This window comes from Roseibium sp. MB-4 (assembly GCF_053005265.1).
On the sequence record NZ_JBRKQB010000001.1, the window covers coordinates 1,778,724 to 1,792,423 of the forward strand.

The following is a 13,700-nucleotide window of genomic DNA, read 5'->3' on the forward strand; positions in this document are numbered from 1 at the left end:
CTACGCACAATCACGCCGCAGCGTTAAACCGGCGCGACAGTTCCGCTATGTGGGCAGGGCTGACCTCACAACACCCGCCGACGATCGTGGCTCCGAGATCAATCCAGTCTGCCACGTGACCCGCATAGACCTCAGGTGTCAGATCGGTGCGCGCGGCAAGCTTGGAAACGCTGCTGCCCTTCTTGAGAAATTCAGGTTTGATCGCCGTAAACCCGTTGGCATAGGCACCGGTCTTCAGGCCCGACTGTCCGAGAACGGCCATGCCCCTGGTCACCGCCTCCGGCACCGAACAATTGATCAAGACCGCCTCCGGTCCGAGTTTTTGGATAACTTCCACCACCTCGCCCAGAGGCTCGCCGGACCGAAGGGCAACGCCGTCCTGATCATCGACTGTAAAAGCGATCCAGACCGGTTTGTCGTGCCTGAGGGCAGCTGTCAGGGAGGCGCGCGCTTGTTCGATAGAGGCGATCGTCTCAATCAGGAAGACGTCGACGTAATCCTTCTGAACCCGGCAGATTTCGTCATAAAGATCGATCGATTGGTCTTCCGGAGGCGCCCCGTCATGGCTGTACGACCAGCCAAGGGGACCAAGACAACCGGCCACAAGACCGCTGCCATGCGCATCCCGCGACTGACAGGCAAGGTCGCAGGCAAGGTGATGAAGCCGCTCGAACTGATCATCCAGCCCATTGGGCCGCAGCCGGTCGCGGTGAAGCGTGTAACTGTTGACGGTCGCGACGTGTGCACCGGCAGCGAAGAAGTCGTCATGAATGGCGCGGACGAGATCTGGCCGCTCCATCATCAGCTCACAGGACCAAAGCCCGCTCGGCACCCGCCCGCTGCGGTGAACCAGTTCCTGCCCCATGCCGCCGTCCAGGATCGTGATGTTGCTCATTCTTGTCCGTTTCCAAAATGCCCTGGCCGAAAACCTGCGTTTTTCGGGTTTTGTTGTTCGTCGTTCGAATGCACGTGCGGCAAAATCGATTTGGGCGCAGTAACTCCCAGCCTAGCAACAGGCGAAGTGTTACGCAGTAAGACATGGATTGGATCGGTATTATCAGCTTCTACTGCTGAGAGGTCACCTCTGGCTCAAGGCACCCAACAAGCCAAATATTTAGAAGCGGTACCCGCTCCAAAGAGCAAGAGGGTTGGGGTTCGGATCACACGTTAACGACAAGAGCGCAATTGGTTTGCAAATCCACTTATCGACTCCTTCTTCCTCAATCCTTTTTGCTCGATAACGATTTGATCAAGAGTGTCAAAATCGGAGTCAGCAGAGCTGTGATTGCACCGTCCAGCGGATTCTTTGAAAATGAGACGAGGTTCGCTTTAAGGGCATAGAGTTCGCTCCGCAACTCCTCGAATTCGTCCTGAATATCTTCGGCCTTGGCCTCGAGCTCCTCTAGTCCGGAATCCCTTACTTCCCGCGCCAGGTCGAGCTCTGGGCCCGTGGTGAGCCGGGATCCCCAGACCATAAGAAGAGCTGCGATCAAGAAATCGGCTATCGCCACACCGAGAGCCGCATATACCGGTCCCCAAATCTCCGCCAGAGCGAAAAAACCTGCTACATTGAGCATTCCGAGACCAAAAACAAAGATCAGGCTGGCAAAGGCTGTCGCTCCAATCTTCTTGGCAGCCACACTGAGTTTGGCTTCGATGATGAGCAGTTCCGCGCGCCAGACGATGCGCATCGTCCTTACTATACTATCCATGGATACCTCCTAACGGCGAAGCAGCGCACCAACAACAATTCCTAAGGCGAAGGCGCCAAGAACCATCGTGACAGGTCGTTCTCGGATTTCGCTCTCAGCTTCATCCACCAGACCGGATAGTTTGTCTGCCAAGTCATCAAGATCGTTTTTGGCGACTGAATTCTCCCAGGCAGCAACCGCATCCGTCTGCGGGTTACCCGCATCCGGTACATCAGATTGCGTTTCCTGCTTCCCGTTGGCAGCCGATGTTCTATCCCGCCGGCGCCGGGACCGCCTTCCACCGGCATCAGACTTCAGCTTTAAGATCTCTTTTTGAAGATCACTCGAGGTACCCATGGAGCCAATTCCTTGAGAAAGGAAGTCAATGCTAGCTTGTTGCCCTGACATATTAAAGACTTAGCGGCAGAATATTTGTCTTGTCCGGGTGTCGTGTTCGGTCCTAACCTGAAACCGGGAAATCACGGGGGGAGATCGATCCGGATGGAAAGCACGACTTCAGCGGACGGCGCTCCAAGCGAGAAACACCGGTTTCAACTGTTTCTCATCGGTCTGACAGCTTTGGCCATAGGCGCCGCATTCCTGGGTCTTGTCTGGGACTACCTGGTCGCCCTTTTCATGGCCGCCATTTTCAGTGCCATGTCGGCGCCTCTTTACCGCTGGCTGTACAGGCACACTGGATCAAAAGCGGGCATTGCCGTCACCTTCACGCTTTTGATCCTCACCGTCGGCGTTTTGATCCCGCTGATTTCAATCTTTGTTCTGGGCGCGGATCAAGCGGCGAGCGTTGCAAAGAGCATCAGCGACTGGGTGGAAACGCTCGACCTGGATGCCATACAGAATCAGCTGCCAGCATGGATCCCATTTAAAGTCGACTTTGCCGAACTCAGCAGGACCGTTGCAACCAAAGTTGGCGAGGCGGCGGGCCAGATCGCAGACTTCTTTGTTGGCGCCCTCTCACAGGCCACCCGCGGGACGGTCGCGTTTTTTCTACATCTCTTCATTATGATCTACGCAATGGTGTTCTTTCTGCCGCAGAACGCCAACATGATCCATCAGCTTCTTGCCCATACCGGGCTCCCGAGCGATGTCCAGAAAACCTTGAGCGATCGTGTGATCTCTATCAGCCGCGCCACGATCAAGGGCACATTCCTGATCGGCGTTGCGCAAGGATTTCTGGGTGGGCTCGGTTTTTGGGCAGCCGGCCTTCCAGGCGCGGCGTTCTGGGGCTGCGTGATGGCCGTGCTGTCTGTCATACCCGGCATCGGCCCGACGCTTGTCCTCATTCCGGGTGTCATCGTGCTCGCGGTGAACGAGCAGTATGTCGCGGCGATAGGGCTCGCGGCCTGGACCAGCTTGGCTGTGACCACCGTGGACAATCTGCTGCGCCCGCTTCTGGTTGGTCGCGATACCAAGATGCCGGATTTACTGGTTCTGGTCAGCACCTTCGGCGGCCTTGCCAGTTTTGGCGCGGTCGGTCTTGTGATTGGGCCGGTGATCGCCGGCCTTTTCATCACCACCTGGAGCGTTCTGGAAGAGTATCTTCAGGCTGGTGGTTTTGCCGACAAGCCTGCGATTGCAGATCTTGCAGAGGCCCCGCCCGATCCGCCGGAAAAGAGCACCGTGCCGGCTGAAATCCGGGCACTGCGGGCAGAACTTGAAGAGCTCAAACGACAAAAAACCTGAAAACCATTTCTTGAAGTCAGCTGATTGGACCCCGTCAATGTCAAATGCGCTTTCCAGGATCAAGGACCTTAAGGCCCGCATGCAGCAATCCATCATCGGCCAAGAGGGTGTAATTGACCGGTTGATCATTGGACTGCTCGCCAACGGCAACCTGCTTGTTGAAGGCCTGCCGGGACTGGCAAAGACCCGTGCAATCAAGGCGATGGCGAAGAACCTGGAAGCCAATTTCAGCCGCATCCAATTTACGCCCGATCTCCTGCCCTCGGACGTCACCGGCACCGAGGTCTACCATCAGGCTGGCGGTGAAGGCACGTTTCGGTTCGAACAGGGTCCTGTCTTCGCCAACATCGTCCTGGCCGACGAGATCAACCGCGCCCCGGCCAAGGTGCAGGCAGCACTTCTGGAGGCCATGGAAGAGCGGCAGGTGACGGTTTCCGGGACGACCCACAAGATGGAACCGCTGTTCATGGTCATGGCGACGCAAAACCCGGTGGAACAAGAGGGCACCTATCCCCTCCCTGAAGCCCAGATGGACCGGTTTCTGATGCATGTCTTGATCGGCTATCCGCCGGTTGAAGACGAAGTCAAGGTGATCGAACTGGTCCGGGCCGAAGAGCAAAAGGCGCTGGCAGCATCCGCGAAAAACGCGAAAGATGCTCACGAATCCGCAAAAAGCGATGAAAATCCGGCGATACCTCAATCAGCCATCTTTGAAGCACGAGCCGAGATTGCCGGCATTCATGTCTCTGATGCGATTGCCAAATACATGGCTGATCTCGTCTATGCGACCCGAACACCAGAAGCCTATTCAGATGAACTCGGCCGCTGGATTGAAATTGGGGCGAGCCCAAGAGCGTCAATTGCCTTGGACAAATGCGGCCGGACGCATGCCTGGCTCAATGGGCGCGATTATGTCGACCCGCTTGATGTTCAGGCGATCGCACCGGATGTCTTCCGCCACCGTCTTACCCTGTCATTTGAGGCAGAAGGCGACGGCGTCACTCCAGACAACGTGGTCGATGAGATAATCAAGACCGTCGCTCTGACGTAAGGTGCTGAAAAAGGAGCCCGGAGATGCGCGACCACGCGGCCAGAACCCGGACAGGTTTGACAGCCAAGCCAACGAAACCGCCCGGCACGGTGGACCCGCGCATTCATGTCACTCTCCCGCAACTCCGCGCCCTTGAAAGCCAGGCACGCGGTTTGCGCTTTCTGCCGCGCCAACCGGCTGCGAGCGTCTTCAATGGCCGCCATGCCTCCCGCTTGCGCGGCCGGGGGCTCAACTTCGAAGAACTGCGTGATTATCTGCCCGGTGATGATCCACGCACGATTGACTGGAAGGTCACCGCGCGCACCGGCAAGCCACATGTCCGGGTCTACAGCGAAGAGCGGGACCGCCCGGCCCTGATCCTTGTCGATCAGCGCATGTCCATGTTCTTCGGAACGCAACATGCCATGAAGTCGGTCATCGCAGCGGAAACGGCAGCGCTGGCAGCGTTTCGTATTCTCGACCAGGGTGATCGGGTTGGCGGGATCGTATTCGGAGATGAGTTTGGTGCAGAGATCAAACCGAAAGCCAACCGTCCTACACGCGACCGGTTCTTGATGGCAATTGCACGGGCAAATCAGCTTTTGCGGGCGGACGCCCCTGCCATCGGCACACCAATGCCCCTGAAAACACCGCTGAGAACTGCCGCCCGGATCGCCCGCAGGAACCACCTTGTCATCGTGATTTCCGACTTCGATGGTGTGGACGAACAAACCGCGTCGCTGATCGGCCGGATCGCCAGCACCAATGACCTGATCTTGTGCCCGGTGACCGATCCAATCGCCGGAGAGATCCCGGCCGGTCTCAAACTGGTTGTTTCGGACGGGGAGCTCCAGGTCGAACTTGATACGGCCAGCGGAGAGATCCACAAACGCCTTTCCGATTTCTCCTCCGGCCGGCTTTCGGAAATCCTCAGCTGGCAAAAACGCTATGGTCTCCCGGTTCTGCCGTTGAGTGCTGGTGAAGACACGATCCCGCAGGTCCGACGGCTAACCGGGCTGACCTCTGAAGGCAGGCGGCCATTGCCATGACTGATGCGTGGGACGGCCTCAATCTTACCGAACTGATCGATCTGCTGGAGCCAGTGGCTGATCCCGCGCCCGTTTCCATGTTGCCACAAACGGCCGGATGGCTTTGGCTGGGCGCAATTCTGCTTGTGATCATTGGAGTTGGCTGCTGGAGGTTTCTGCTCTGGCGCCGGAAAACGACCTACCGTCGTGTGGCGCTGGCCGAACTCGCGTCCTGCCCAAACGATCCACAGCGGCTTGCCGAGCTGCTGCGCCGGACAGCCCTCTCAGCTTATGCGCGTCAGGACGTGGCCGCACTGCATGGCCCGGATTGGCTCACCTTTCTGGATCATGCGTATGGCGGAACTGACTTTTCGGACGGACCGGGAAAGGCCATCGCCGAAGCGCCTTACAAGAAAACCAGTAGTGGCGCCGATCTGAAGCCGTTGATCCGGACCTGGATCAAAAGACACAAAGGTGCGGCAGCATGATCGATTTTGCCCACCCCTATGCCTTTTTTCTGCTGCCACTGCCAATTGTTGTCTATCTCCTTGTGCCGCCCCACCAGGAACGCGTTTCAGCGTTGCGGTTTCCATTCTTCCGCCGGCTTGCGGCCGCGGCCGGCCAATCACCGAAAGCCGGTTCGGTGATTTTCAAACGCACGACATTGCAACACCTTGCCGCCATCGCAATTTGGGGCCTTTTGATCACAGCGCTCGCAGCGCCCGAACGTGTCGGCGAGCCGATCATTCAGGAAAAGGCGGCCCGTGATGTCATGCTCGCGATCGATATCTCCGGCTCAATGGATCAGGTCGACTTTATCTCGCAAGACGGCGAACGCATGCAGCGCCTGGATGCGGTCAAACGGGTTGTCGGTGACTTCATTTCAGAACGCGATGGCGACCGGGTCGCCCTGGTCGTCTTTGGCGCCAAGGCCTTCGTCCAGGCGCCCTTTACCGAAGACCTTGCCTCCGTCCGTGCGCTTCTTGAGCAAACCGAAGTTGGCATGGCAGGGCCGCATACCGTGCTCGGAGATGCAATCGGCCTGTCGATCAAGACCTTTCAGGCGAGCGAGATTGACGACAGGTTGTTGATTCTGCTGAGCGATGGGGCTGATACCGGCAGCCGCATGACCCCGGTCAATGCGGCCGCGATTGCAGCGCAGGAAGGCATAGAAATCATTTCGATCGGCGTCGGCGATCCGGCAGGAACCGGCGATCAGCGGCTGGACGAACGTACCTTGAAAAGTATCTCGGATGCGGCAGGCGGAACCTACTACTTTGCGGGAGATGAGAACGGCCTTGCTGAGATCTATGCCCGGATCGACGCTCAAAAGCCGCGGGAAGTGGAAACCCGCTCGTTCCGCCCGAGAGAACCGCTTGGGCATTTGCTTCTGATATCGGCTGCGCTACTCGGCATTGGCACGCTGGCACTCCTCCATACCCGTAAAACACGGCGGAGGGCGGCATGACCACCGATCACGTCGCCGACATCCTGGCCGCCTTTCATTTCATCCGCCCCTTGCGGCTGTTGTTGCTGGCCCCGATCGCCGCGCTCTGGTGGCTAGTGCGCCGCGCAACGGCGAAAGGGATCGACATTCCCGATGTCATCGCCCCTCATCTGGCCACCGCCCTCACCGTCGGCGATGAGGAACATCAACGCCTGCGCCCGATCGATGGTGTTGCCCTGCTGCTCGCTCTCCTGGTTTTGTCCGCGGCCGGGCCGACGTGGTCGCGGGTTGCAAACCCGCTTGTCGCGGATACTGCGCCGCTTGTTGTCGTCCTCAAGGTTTCCAAGTCAATGACGGCCACCGACATTCCGCCGAGCCGGCTGGAGCGCGCCAAACACAAAGTGCTGGACCTCCTTGAAGAGCGTGCAGGCGCCAAAACCGCGCTTGTCGCCTATGCGGGAACCGCGCATCAGGTTGTCCCACCGACGGAAGATCCGGATGTCATCAAGCCATTCCTGGAAGGTCTCAATCCGCGGGTTATGCCGCGGGACGGAGAATCCGCACGCGGTGCGCTCTCCTTAGCCGCCACAATCCTGGCCGCCCAGGAAGCGCCCGGGACGATCCTCTTCTTGCTCGACCGAGTTACCGATGCAGACCTGTCGGCCTTCAACACGCATGCCGCTGAAGGCGGCGCTCCGGTCCTATTCTGGCTTGCCAGCCGGGACCCTGGCGCGGCCGATAAACTGAACCAGATTGCCGGGACAGCTGTTGTCGAGTTGACGGCGGACCGCAGCGATGTCTCGACTGTCCAGCGCCGCATCACGGCGGCCTATCAGGCCGCGCTCTCACAGGATGAACGCCAGCAATGGCAGGACGAGGGGTGGATCTTTGCCCTGCCCGCAGCGGTCTTGTTGCTCTTTTGGTTCCGCCGGGGATCGACCATGCAATGGACGGTGGTTTTGGTTGCGGCCAGTTTTGCATTTTCCGGCGTAGAGGCCCGTGCTGAGGGCTGGAAAGACTGGTTTTTCACTCCCGATCAGCAGGGGCAGATGGCCTTTGAAAACAAGGACTATCAAACAGCAGCAGACCTTTTTGAAGATCCATTATGGAAGGCGACCGCGCTCTACCGGGCCGGCAAATATGAAGAAGCAGCAGAACTCTATGCCTGGCAGGACAGTGCGGATGCAGCGATAGGGGAAGGTCTCTCACTGATCAAATCCCGCTCTTACCGGCCTGCCATTGCTGCCTTTGAAAAAGCCGTGGAACGGGATCCGGACAACAAAGCAGCACAGCACAATCTGGAACTTGCGCGTTACATTCTCGACTACATTGAAACGACACGCGAACAATCAGATACCGGAGAAGATAACGGCATCGGCGCGGACGATGTTGTTTATGACAATGAGGCAGGGCGCGGCACAGACAGCCAGCAGCCACCGCAGAGCACATCAGAAACCGTTCCGGAAACCGCCGAACAATGGATGCGCACGGTGGACACCAGCACAGGCGACTTCCTAAGATCCCGGTTCGCACTTGAAGCTGCACGGGGTCAAAAATGATCCGCGCCATCTTCGCCCTTTGGCTTTTTCTGATTTCCGCTGCCGTTCAGGCTCAGGAAACGCCGCAGCCGATCGTCCGGACGACGCTTGAACAGGACACCGCAATCCCTGGCCAGCCGCTGATCTTCCGGATTACGATCCTGGTGCCGACCTGGATGCCGACGGCACCAGAGTTCCCGAGTTTCGAAGCGCAAAATGTCGTCGTGCGGCTACCATCGCGCGCGTCAAGTCCAACCAGCGAACGGGTCAATGGCGACACCTGGTCCGGGGTTTCACGCGCCTACCGTCTTTATCCTATGGTGCCCGGAACCTTCCAGGTCCCCGGCGGTCCAATCACAATCACCTATGCGGATCCGGATACCCGCCAGCCAATCAAAGCGGAGGTTGACGTCGCACCTTTTGCCATTGTTGGCGAGGCGCCAGATAGCGCCAGGGATCTGACGCCCTTTGTGGCCGCAATCGCCCTGACACTGACCCGGGAGGTCGACAGAACACCGGATGATCTGTCTGCCGGAGATGCACTGACCTTAACCACCACAATCAAGGTCACCGGGGTCGCTCCGATGTTTGTACCGCCGATTGGTGCTGGAGACCCGGTTGAGGGCCTCAGCTACTATCCCGCGTCCCCGGTCCTGAATGAGACCGAAAACCGGGGCCAGTTATCCGGCACCCGCACGGAAACAGTTACAATCGTCCCTGAAAACGCCGGCAACTATCGGATTCCTGAACAGAAACTCTCCTGGTACAACCTCACCAGCGAAAAGGTCGAAACGGTGAGCGTTCCAGCGATTGATCTGGCTGTGACTGGCCCGCCGGTGGCGGCAGAACCGCAATCAGAGGCATTGAACTGGCGATCCATGGCGTATTGGGGCGCTGCTGCGCTGCTACTGATAGGTCATTTCGTGTGGCTTTTGCGCAAGTTCGGCCCGAAAGCAGTGACCTTGTTCCATGGAGCAAAAGCAAAGTACGAAGCGACCGAATATTTTGCTTACCGGCACTTCAACAAGGCTATCGACGCCCAGGATTATTCGGCAGCTATCACAAGCGGACTATTGTGGCAGCAGCGGTTAAAGTCTTCGGAGATCCAACCTGACTGGGCACCCCTTGAGCATGGGTTTACAGCTTTGGGCAGTGCCCTTTATGGCAGTCAAAGCCAAGCCTCAAAAGCATCTGTCCACGATGCCTGGTCGCAGATCAAGACCTCTGCCGCCGGTGTCCATCATGAGGCGAAAACGCAGGTCCGGCGTAAATCCAAAACGCCCCTACCACCCCTTAATCCTGTAGGGCGTTAGCAGTTTGGCCGCTCTGTCCTAGGGCTCAAATCATTGCTGTCTTGCTCAAGAGCGACTTGCAATTGATGGATTGTTTTCCTTGTACGGTGATCTGCGATAGCCGGAGCTCATTCGTTGAATTTGTGTAAGCGGGTTGAAAGTATTCAGGAAAGCAGTCATCCGCGGCACGCAGCCGGAAGCGTTTTTTGGCGTATTGGTGTGGTCAGGGATTAAGCAAACGGAGGAGTGATGATACTCCAATTGCGCCCACATCGTCCCCAGCCATTAGCCGGTTACCACGGTTTTCGATTTTAAAAATCGGCGCCGCCGGGCATTAGTGTGAATCTCGAGAAGAGCACACGGAGGCGCGGTTTAAACTTGCGGGTTCTTTAGGGGAAGAAGTGGTGCCCAGAGGCGGAATCGAACCACCGACACGCGGATTTTCAATCCGCTGCTCTACCAACTGAGCTATCTGGGCGTGCTTTGATGTGGCGGGAGGCATGCCCCGTCCGCCGAAAGCCCGGTCCTTATAGAAGCTCGTTTGATCCTTGTCCAGCACCCCGGCAAAGTTTTTTCACAACTTGGGAAAATACCTGCCGGAAAACTGCGCGCCACGTCCCAAACCCAACGGAAATCCAAGACTTTCAGTCACTTAAGGATCGTTGCAGGCTTTGGGACACGGCGGCCCGCTTTTGTAATATGCTGCATGAGGGCTGACTATTTGCCATTGGGAGCAGCCCTTCGCCCGCAGGTGATAGAGACGCTTCTGTCTGCAGTGGTCAGTTCATCTCACCAGCAACGATGCCGCTCGCCGACCAAGTTCCGTCAACCGCATTGAAGTTGCCGATCACTCCCTCGTAGTTGGATGACGGGCCGCCGACGATAGAGGTGTTAATGGAACCTGATCCAACACTGCCAACCAAGTTTCCGGAAAACTGGTTTCCGATATCAACGGCGCGTTCGGTCAGATCCGCGCCAAATGTGCGGCCATCGAAATTGGCAATGTTGGCAGATCCGGTGCGGCGGGCGAAATCAACCGTCATCCGGAAGTCACCGGCCGCAAGATACTGCGCCCCATTGTTCACAACGCTGCCGGCAGCATGCCCAATGTAGCTTGCGCTGCCGCTGGTCGGCAGATCGGCGGCATTGGTCACGTCGCCGGCAACCCAGGTCCCGAGATGAAACGCATCTTTCCGGCCGTTGGCACCGTCCAACACGCCGCCCGTGTCGTCATAGGAGAGTTTTGTGCCCCAATAGCCCCACTCCAGAAAGGCACAGGTGCACTCTGTGGTTCCGGCCATGATCGCATCATCTGCAGTTCCGATCAGTGTGTTCGGCACGAAATAAGTGTTGGCATCCTGTGACGGATCCTGCTGCAGGATGTGCCCCGCATCACTGGCAAGGGCCGACGCGACATTGCTGACTGCCTGTTGCACACCTTCAAGTCCCTCATTCCGAGGCTCGGCTAGACCTGTGTAAGGTCCTGTGCCCCCTCCGCCCCCTGCGGGGTCCGGATCTGGATCCGGTGTCGGAACGACGGGCGTCACTGTATCGACTGTTAGATAAGTCTCTGAGGCATCGGACGCGTCCCGGGCAGCATAAAGGTCGTCGCCAATGAAGGTGGCGCGATCCGTGCCGGATCCGTCGCTGTTGGAGCCAAATCGCACGGTGTAAGCTGCAACATCCGGATCCAGGTCCTGACTGTCACGGACGGTCAAACTGCCGCCGAGCGAATACTCAGCACCATTGAATGTTACGGAAAGATCCGCAGCGCTCTCGCTGGCAAACACAACCGGACCAACGCCTTGTCCGGCGAGGTTGACGCTGCTCTCCAAAACGCCCGCGGCATAACCTGACAGTGTGCGGTCTGTTCGGGTTAGCGTGGCGGCGTCAACTGAACCATTGAGCCTTGCAACGTGAAGGCTTGATGAGGCGGTCGCCGGTGCTGCAAAGATGTCCGGCCGGCTGGCATAGCTGTCGTCATAGGCATCATCGATACCGCCGTCTGCCAGGGCGTTGCCGAAAACAAAGCTTTGAGCATTGCTGCCAAAGAAGTGTCCATCATCCGGCCCGGCGATTGTTCCGACCGGACCACTGTAAAGCCCGGCGCTCTGGCTGCTGGCAATCCGGTGGCCTCCGCGCCGATCTGTTTCCATCGAAAGGAGGCCACTGGCCTCATCCGAGGCAACCTCTCCAACCGCTAGTGAAACAAATGACCTTTGGTTTTCACCAGTCCCGTCAATGTGAAACGATCCGGCCAGATAATGAGCGCTCTCCAAGGTTACAGGGTCGCTTTCGATCATCAGTAACCCGGTCGAAGTGACATTTGACAGGAAGCTCTCACCGAGTTCCGCGGCGGCCAGCGGATTGACGAACAACGCTTCGGTGATGAGTGGCGTGAAGGTTCTGCCATCCCCCGCCGTGCCAAGCGAAAAGGCCAGGGTCGGGTCGGTTGCAAGATCATAAATCCGGATGGACTGTGTTCCGCTTGCATCGCCGAAGCTTGAAAAATCAGTGCCCACTCCATGAATGCCGACCACCATACTCTCAATGTCGAATTTGGTGGTTCCACCCGGCGTAACGTTAGGCAGGTGCGCAAAGGCGGCAAAGTCTTCGTGATAGTGTTGCACGCCCCACGCATAGGAGGTGACGTTGCCTTCAGTTTCCGGGTCGACTGTCGGTGCCACCGGTATGAAGTCGGTCTCACCCAGCTGAGCAACAACATCCTGATCCGTATAGGTCTGAGCGTAGTAATATTGCCCATCACCCTCGAAGGCGAACTGATAGATCTTGTTGCCTTCGATCTCCGCTTTATAGAGGGCTGTCGCAGTGCCGGTGGTGATTTCTCCTACCGTGAAAGTGACCGGCATGTCGGTACCGCTGCTGCCACCAATCAGTCCTTGCGCACCTGGCGCCAAGACGGTGCGAGTTGTGTCCCAGGATGGTGTGAATTCAACGCCGGCAGTCAGGATCCGCGCTACGTCCGTTGTTTCGACGGTCTCTCCACCGGTGTCTCCCGTTCCGCCGGTTGTGTCTCCACCATCGACAATATCTCCGCCCCCGGCCGGGTCGTTCCCACCGATAATTTCATCTGCAAGCTGATTGATTGTGCGTTGTTGTGTGTTCTTTTGAACCTGCAGCAAATTCGGTTCTGCCCGCGCCGGCGATCTCGGCTGCACACTTCTGGGCTTGGGCAAAGGCGCCGTGCGAATGTGGCCGAGACGTGAATTGACATTCGGAACACCAGATCGCGCGATTTGCCGAGCCGTCGGCGGCGTACGTGTCCCGCCGGATTGACCAGATCTTGCAGTCAGGCCGCTTTGCGCCGAAGCCAGATCGGAAGGCGTTGTCCGCCGCACACCACCACCCTGACCGCCGGTTCCAACCTGCAGGGAATAGCCTGCAGAATAAATGCGCCGGTTCGTTCCATCTGACCCGGTGAAGGTCAACTCATCGCCAAAGAGGAGCGAAAAGACCGGGTTGTCGCCGTTCAAGTTGAGATTGGCCATGCCGCCGCGAATGCCAATCGTGCCAACCGGGGTCCTAACCGATACGCCGCCCTTCTGTTTGCTGACCTTTCCGCCGACAAACCGGACGACCCCCTTGCCGAAGGACGCGACAAGCTTACCTGTTCCCGCATTTGGATCGTAAACAAACTCATCGATCACAAGATCGGAGTTTGCCCCGACTGTGAAGGTGGACCCATCATTCAACAGCACCTGAACGAGGCCAGAGCCGGACGTTTCTATACGCTCATTGTAGAGGACGTTGTCGCCAAGCAGCTTCACCTGGCGGACAGCACCGGGCGGCGTTCCGAATGCATCTGTATTGACTGCAGCCGCCGTTCCAACGGTCGTTGCTTGCACTGTTTCATTCAAGAACAACGACAAAAGCGCTGTCGCACCAACTGCAGCCCAACGCATATGCGCGGGAAGACTGAACTTTGATGTTGGCATCATGCGCTTCCCTC

Annotated in this window: 11 protein-coding genes and 1 tRNA gene; 7 read left to right on the plus strand and 5 right to left on the minus strand. The window is 57.8% G+C overall.

Annotated elements, in window-relative coordinates; genetic code table 11:
• Positions 1–10: 10 nt before the first annotated feature.
• From ACVDG4_RS08285 to ACVDG4_RS08295, 3 genes are all read right to left on the minus strand, one after another.
• Positions 11–895, minus strand: a complete 885-nt coding sequence (locus tag ACVDG4_RS08285; protein ID WP_447234694.1) for a homocysteine S-methyltransferase family protein — start codon at positions 893–895, stop codon at positions 11–13.
• A 325-nt stretch (positions 896–1,220) separates the two neighbouring features.
• Positions 1,221–1,712, minus strand: coding sequence for a phage holin family protein (locus ACVDG4_RS08290; protein WP_447234695.1), 492 nt, complete (start codon positions 1,710–1,712; stop codon positions 1,221–1,223).
• Positions 1,713–1,721: 9 nt separating this feature from the next.
• Positions 1,722–2,048 (minus strand): hypothetical protein, encoded by a 327-nt coding sequence (locus ACVDG4_RS08295; protein ID WP_306150303.1) that lies wholly within the window; start codon positions 2,046–2,048, stop codon positions 1,722–1,724.
• 144 nt (positions 2,049–2,192) lie between these two features.
• On the opposite strand from ACVDG4_RS08295, the gene ACVDG4_RS08300 reads away from it, so the two are divergent.
• From ACVDG4_RS08300 to ACVDG4_RS08330, 7 genes are read left to right on the plus strand one after another with little or no spacing between them, the layout of a single operon-like run.
• On the plus strand, positions 2,193–3,395 hold the full coding sequence (locus ACVDG4_RS08300) for an AI-2E family transporter (protein WP_447234696.1): 1,203 nt from the start codon (positions 2,193–2,195) through the stop codon (positions 3,393–3,395).
• A gap of 37 nt (positions 3,396–3,432) precedes the next feature.
• The gene (locus ACVDG4_RS08305; protein WP_447234697.1) at positions 3,433–4,446 is read left to right on the plus strand and encodes an AAA family ATPase; all 1,014 of its coding nucleotides are present in this window, start codon (positions 3,433–3,435) and stop codon (positions 4,444–4,446) included.
• 23 nt (positions 4,447–4,469) lie between these two features.
• A complete protein-coding gene (locus ACVDG4_RS08310) occupies positions 4,470–5,474 on the plus strand; it encodes a DUF58 domain-containing protein (protein WP_447234698.1) in 1,005 nt (334 codons plus the stop codon).
• Positions 5,471–5,941, plus strand: coding sequence for a DUF4381 domain-containing protein (locus ACVDG4_RS08315; protein ID WP_447234699.1), 471 nt, complete (start codon positions 5,471–5,473; stop codon positions 5,939–5,941). The genes ACVDG4_RS08310 and ACVDG4_RS08315 overlap by 4 nt, the downstream gene beginning before the upstream one ends.
• Complete coding sequence (locus ACVDG4_RS08320; protein ID WP_447234700.1) at positions 5,938–6,921, plus strand: VWA domain-containing protein; 984 nt, start codon at positions 5,938–5,940, stop codon at positions 6,919–6,921. The genes ACVDG4_RS08315 and ACVDG4_RS08320 overlap by 4 nt, the downstream gene beginning before the upstream one ends.
• A complete protein-coding gene (locus tag ACVDG4_RS08325; RefSeq protein WP_447234701.1) occupies positions 6,918–8,459 on the plus strand; it encodes a VWA domain-containing protein in 1,542 nt (513 codons plus the stop codon). The genes ACVDG4_RS08320 and ACVDG4_RS08325 overlap by 4 nt, the downstream gene beginning before the upstream one ends.
• Positions 8,456–9,751 (plus strand): BatD family protein, encoded by a 1,296-nt coding sequence (locus tag ACVDG4_RS08330; protein WP_447234702.1) that lies wholly within the window; start codon positions 8,456–8,458, stop codon positions 9,749–9,751. The genes ACVDG4_RS08325 and ACVDG4_RS08330 overlap by 4 nt, the downstream gene beginning before the upstream one ends.
• Before the next feature lie 381 nt (positions 9,752–10,132).
• Here ACVDG4_RS08330 and ACVDG4_RS08335 read toward each other — a convergent pair.
• Positions 10,133–10,208: transfer RNA gene (locus tag ACVDG4_RS08335), tRNA-Phe, on the minus strand.
• Between the two features lie 301 nt (positions 10,209–10,509).
• Positions 10,510–13,689 (minus strand): FecR domain-containing protein, encoded by a 3,180-nt coding sequence (locus ACVDG4_RS08340; RefSeq protein WP_447234703.1) that lies wholly within the window; start codon positions 13,687–13,689, stop codon positions 10,510–10,512.
• Positions 13,690–13,700 lie beyond the last annotated feature (11 nt).

Coding starts and splice junctions, on each gene's coding strand:
- ACVDG4_RS08340 (WP_447234703.1), bottom strand. CDS start 13,689: ATGATGCCAACATCAAAGTTCAGTCTTCCCGCGCATATGCGTTGGGCT.
- ACVDG4_RS08300 (WP_447234696.1), top strand. CDS start 2,193: ATGGAAAGCACGACTTCAGCGGACGGCGCTCCAAGCGAGAAACACCGG.
- ACVDG4_RS08290 (WP_447234695.1), bottom strand. CDS start 1,712: ATGGATAGTATAGTAAGGACGATGCGCATCGTCTGGCGCGCGGAACTG.
- ACVDG4_RS08330 (WP_447234702.1), top strand. CDS start 8,456: ATGATCCGCGCCATCTTCGCCCTTTGGCTTTTTCTGATTTCCGCTGCC.
- ACVDG4_RS08295 (WP_306150303.1), bottom strand. CDS start 2,048: ATGGGTACCTCGAGTGATCTTCAAAAAGAGATCTTAAAGCTGAAGTCT.
- ACVDG4_RS08320 (WP_447234700.1), top strand. CDS start 5,938: ATGATCGATTTTGCCCACCCCTATGCCTTTTTTCTGCTGCCACTGCCA.
- ACVDG4_RS08310 (WP_447234698.1), top strand. CDS start 4,470: ATGCGCGACCACGCGGCCAGAACCCGGACAGGTTTGACAGCCAAGCCA.
- ACVDG4_RS08285 (WP_447234694.1), bottom strand. CDS start 895: ATGAGCAACATCACGATCCTGGACGGCGGCATGGGGCAGGAACTGGTT.
- ACVDG4_RS08325 (WP_447234701.1), top strand. CDS start 6,918: ATGACCACCGATCACGTCGCCGACATCCTGGCCGCCTTTCATTTCATC.
- ACVDG4_RS08305 (WP_447234697.1), top strand. CDS start 3,433: ATGTCAAATGCGCTTTCCAGGATCAAGGACCTTAAGGCCCGCATGCAG.
- ACVDG4_RS08315 (WP_447234699.1), top strand. CDS start 5,471: ATGACTGATGCGTGGGACGGCCTCAATCTTACCGAACTGATCGATCTG.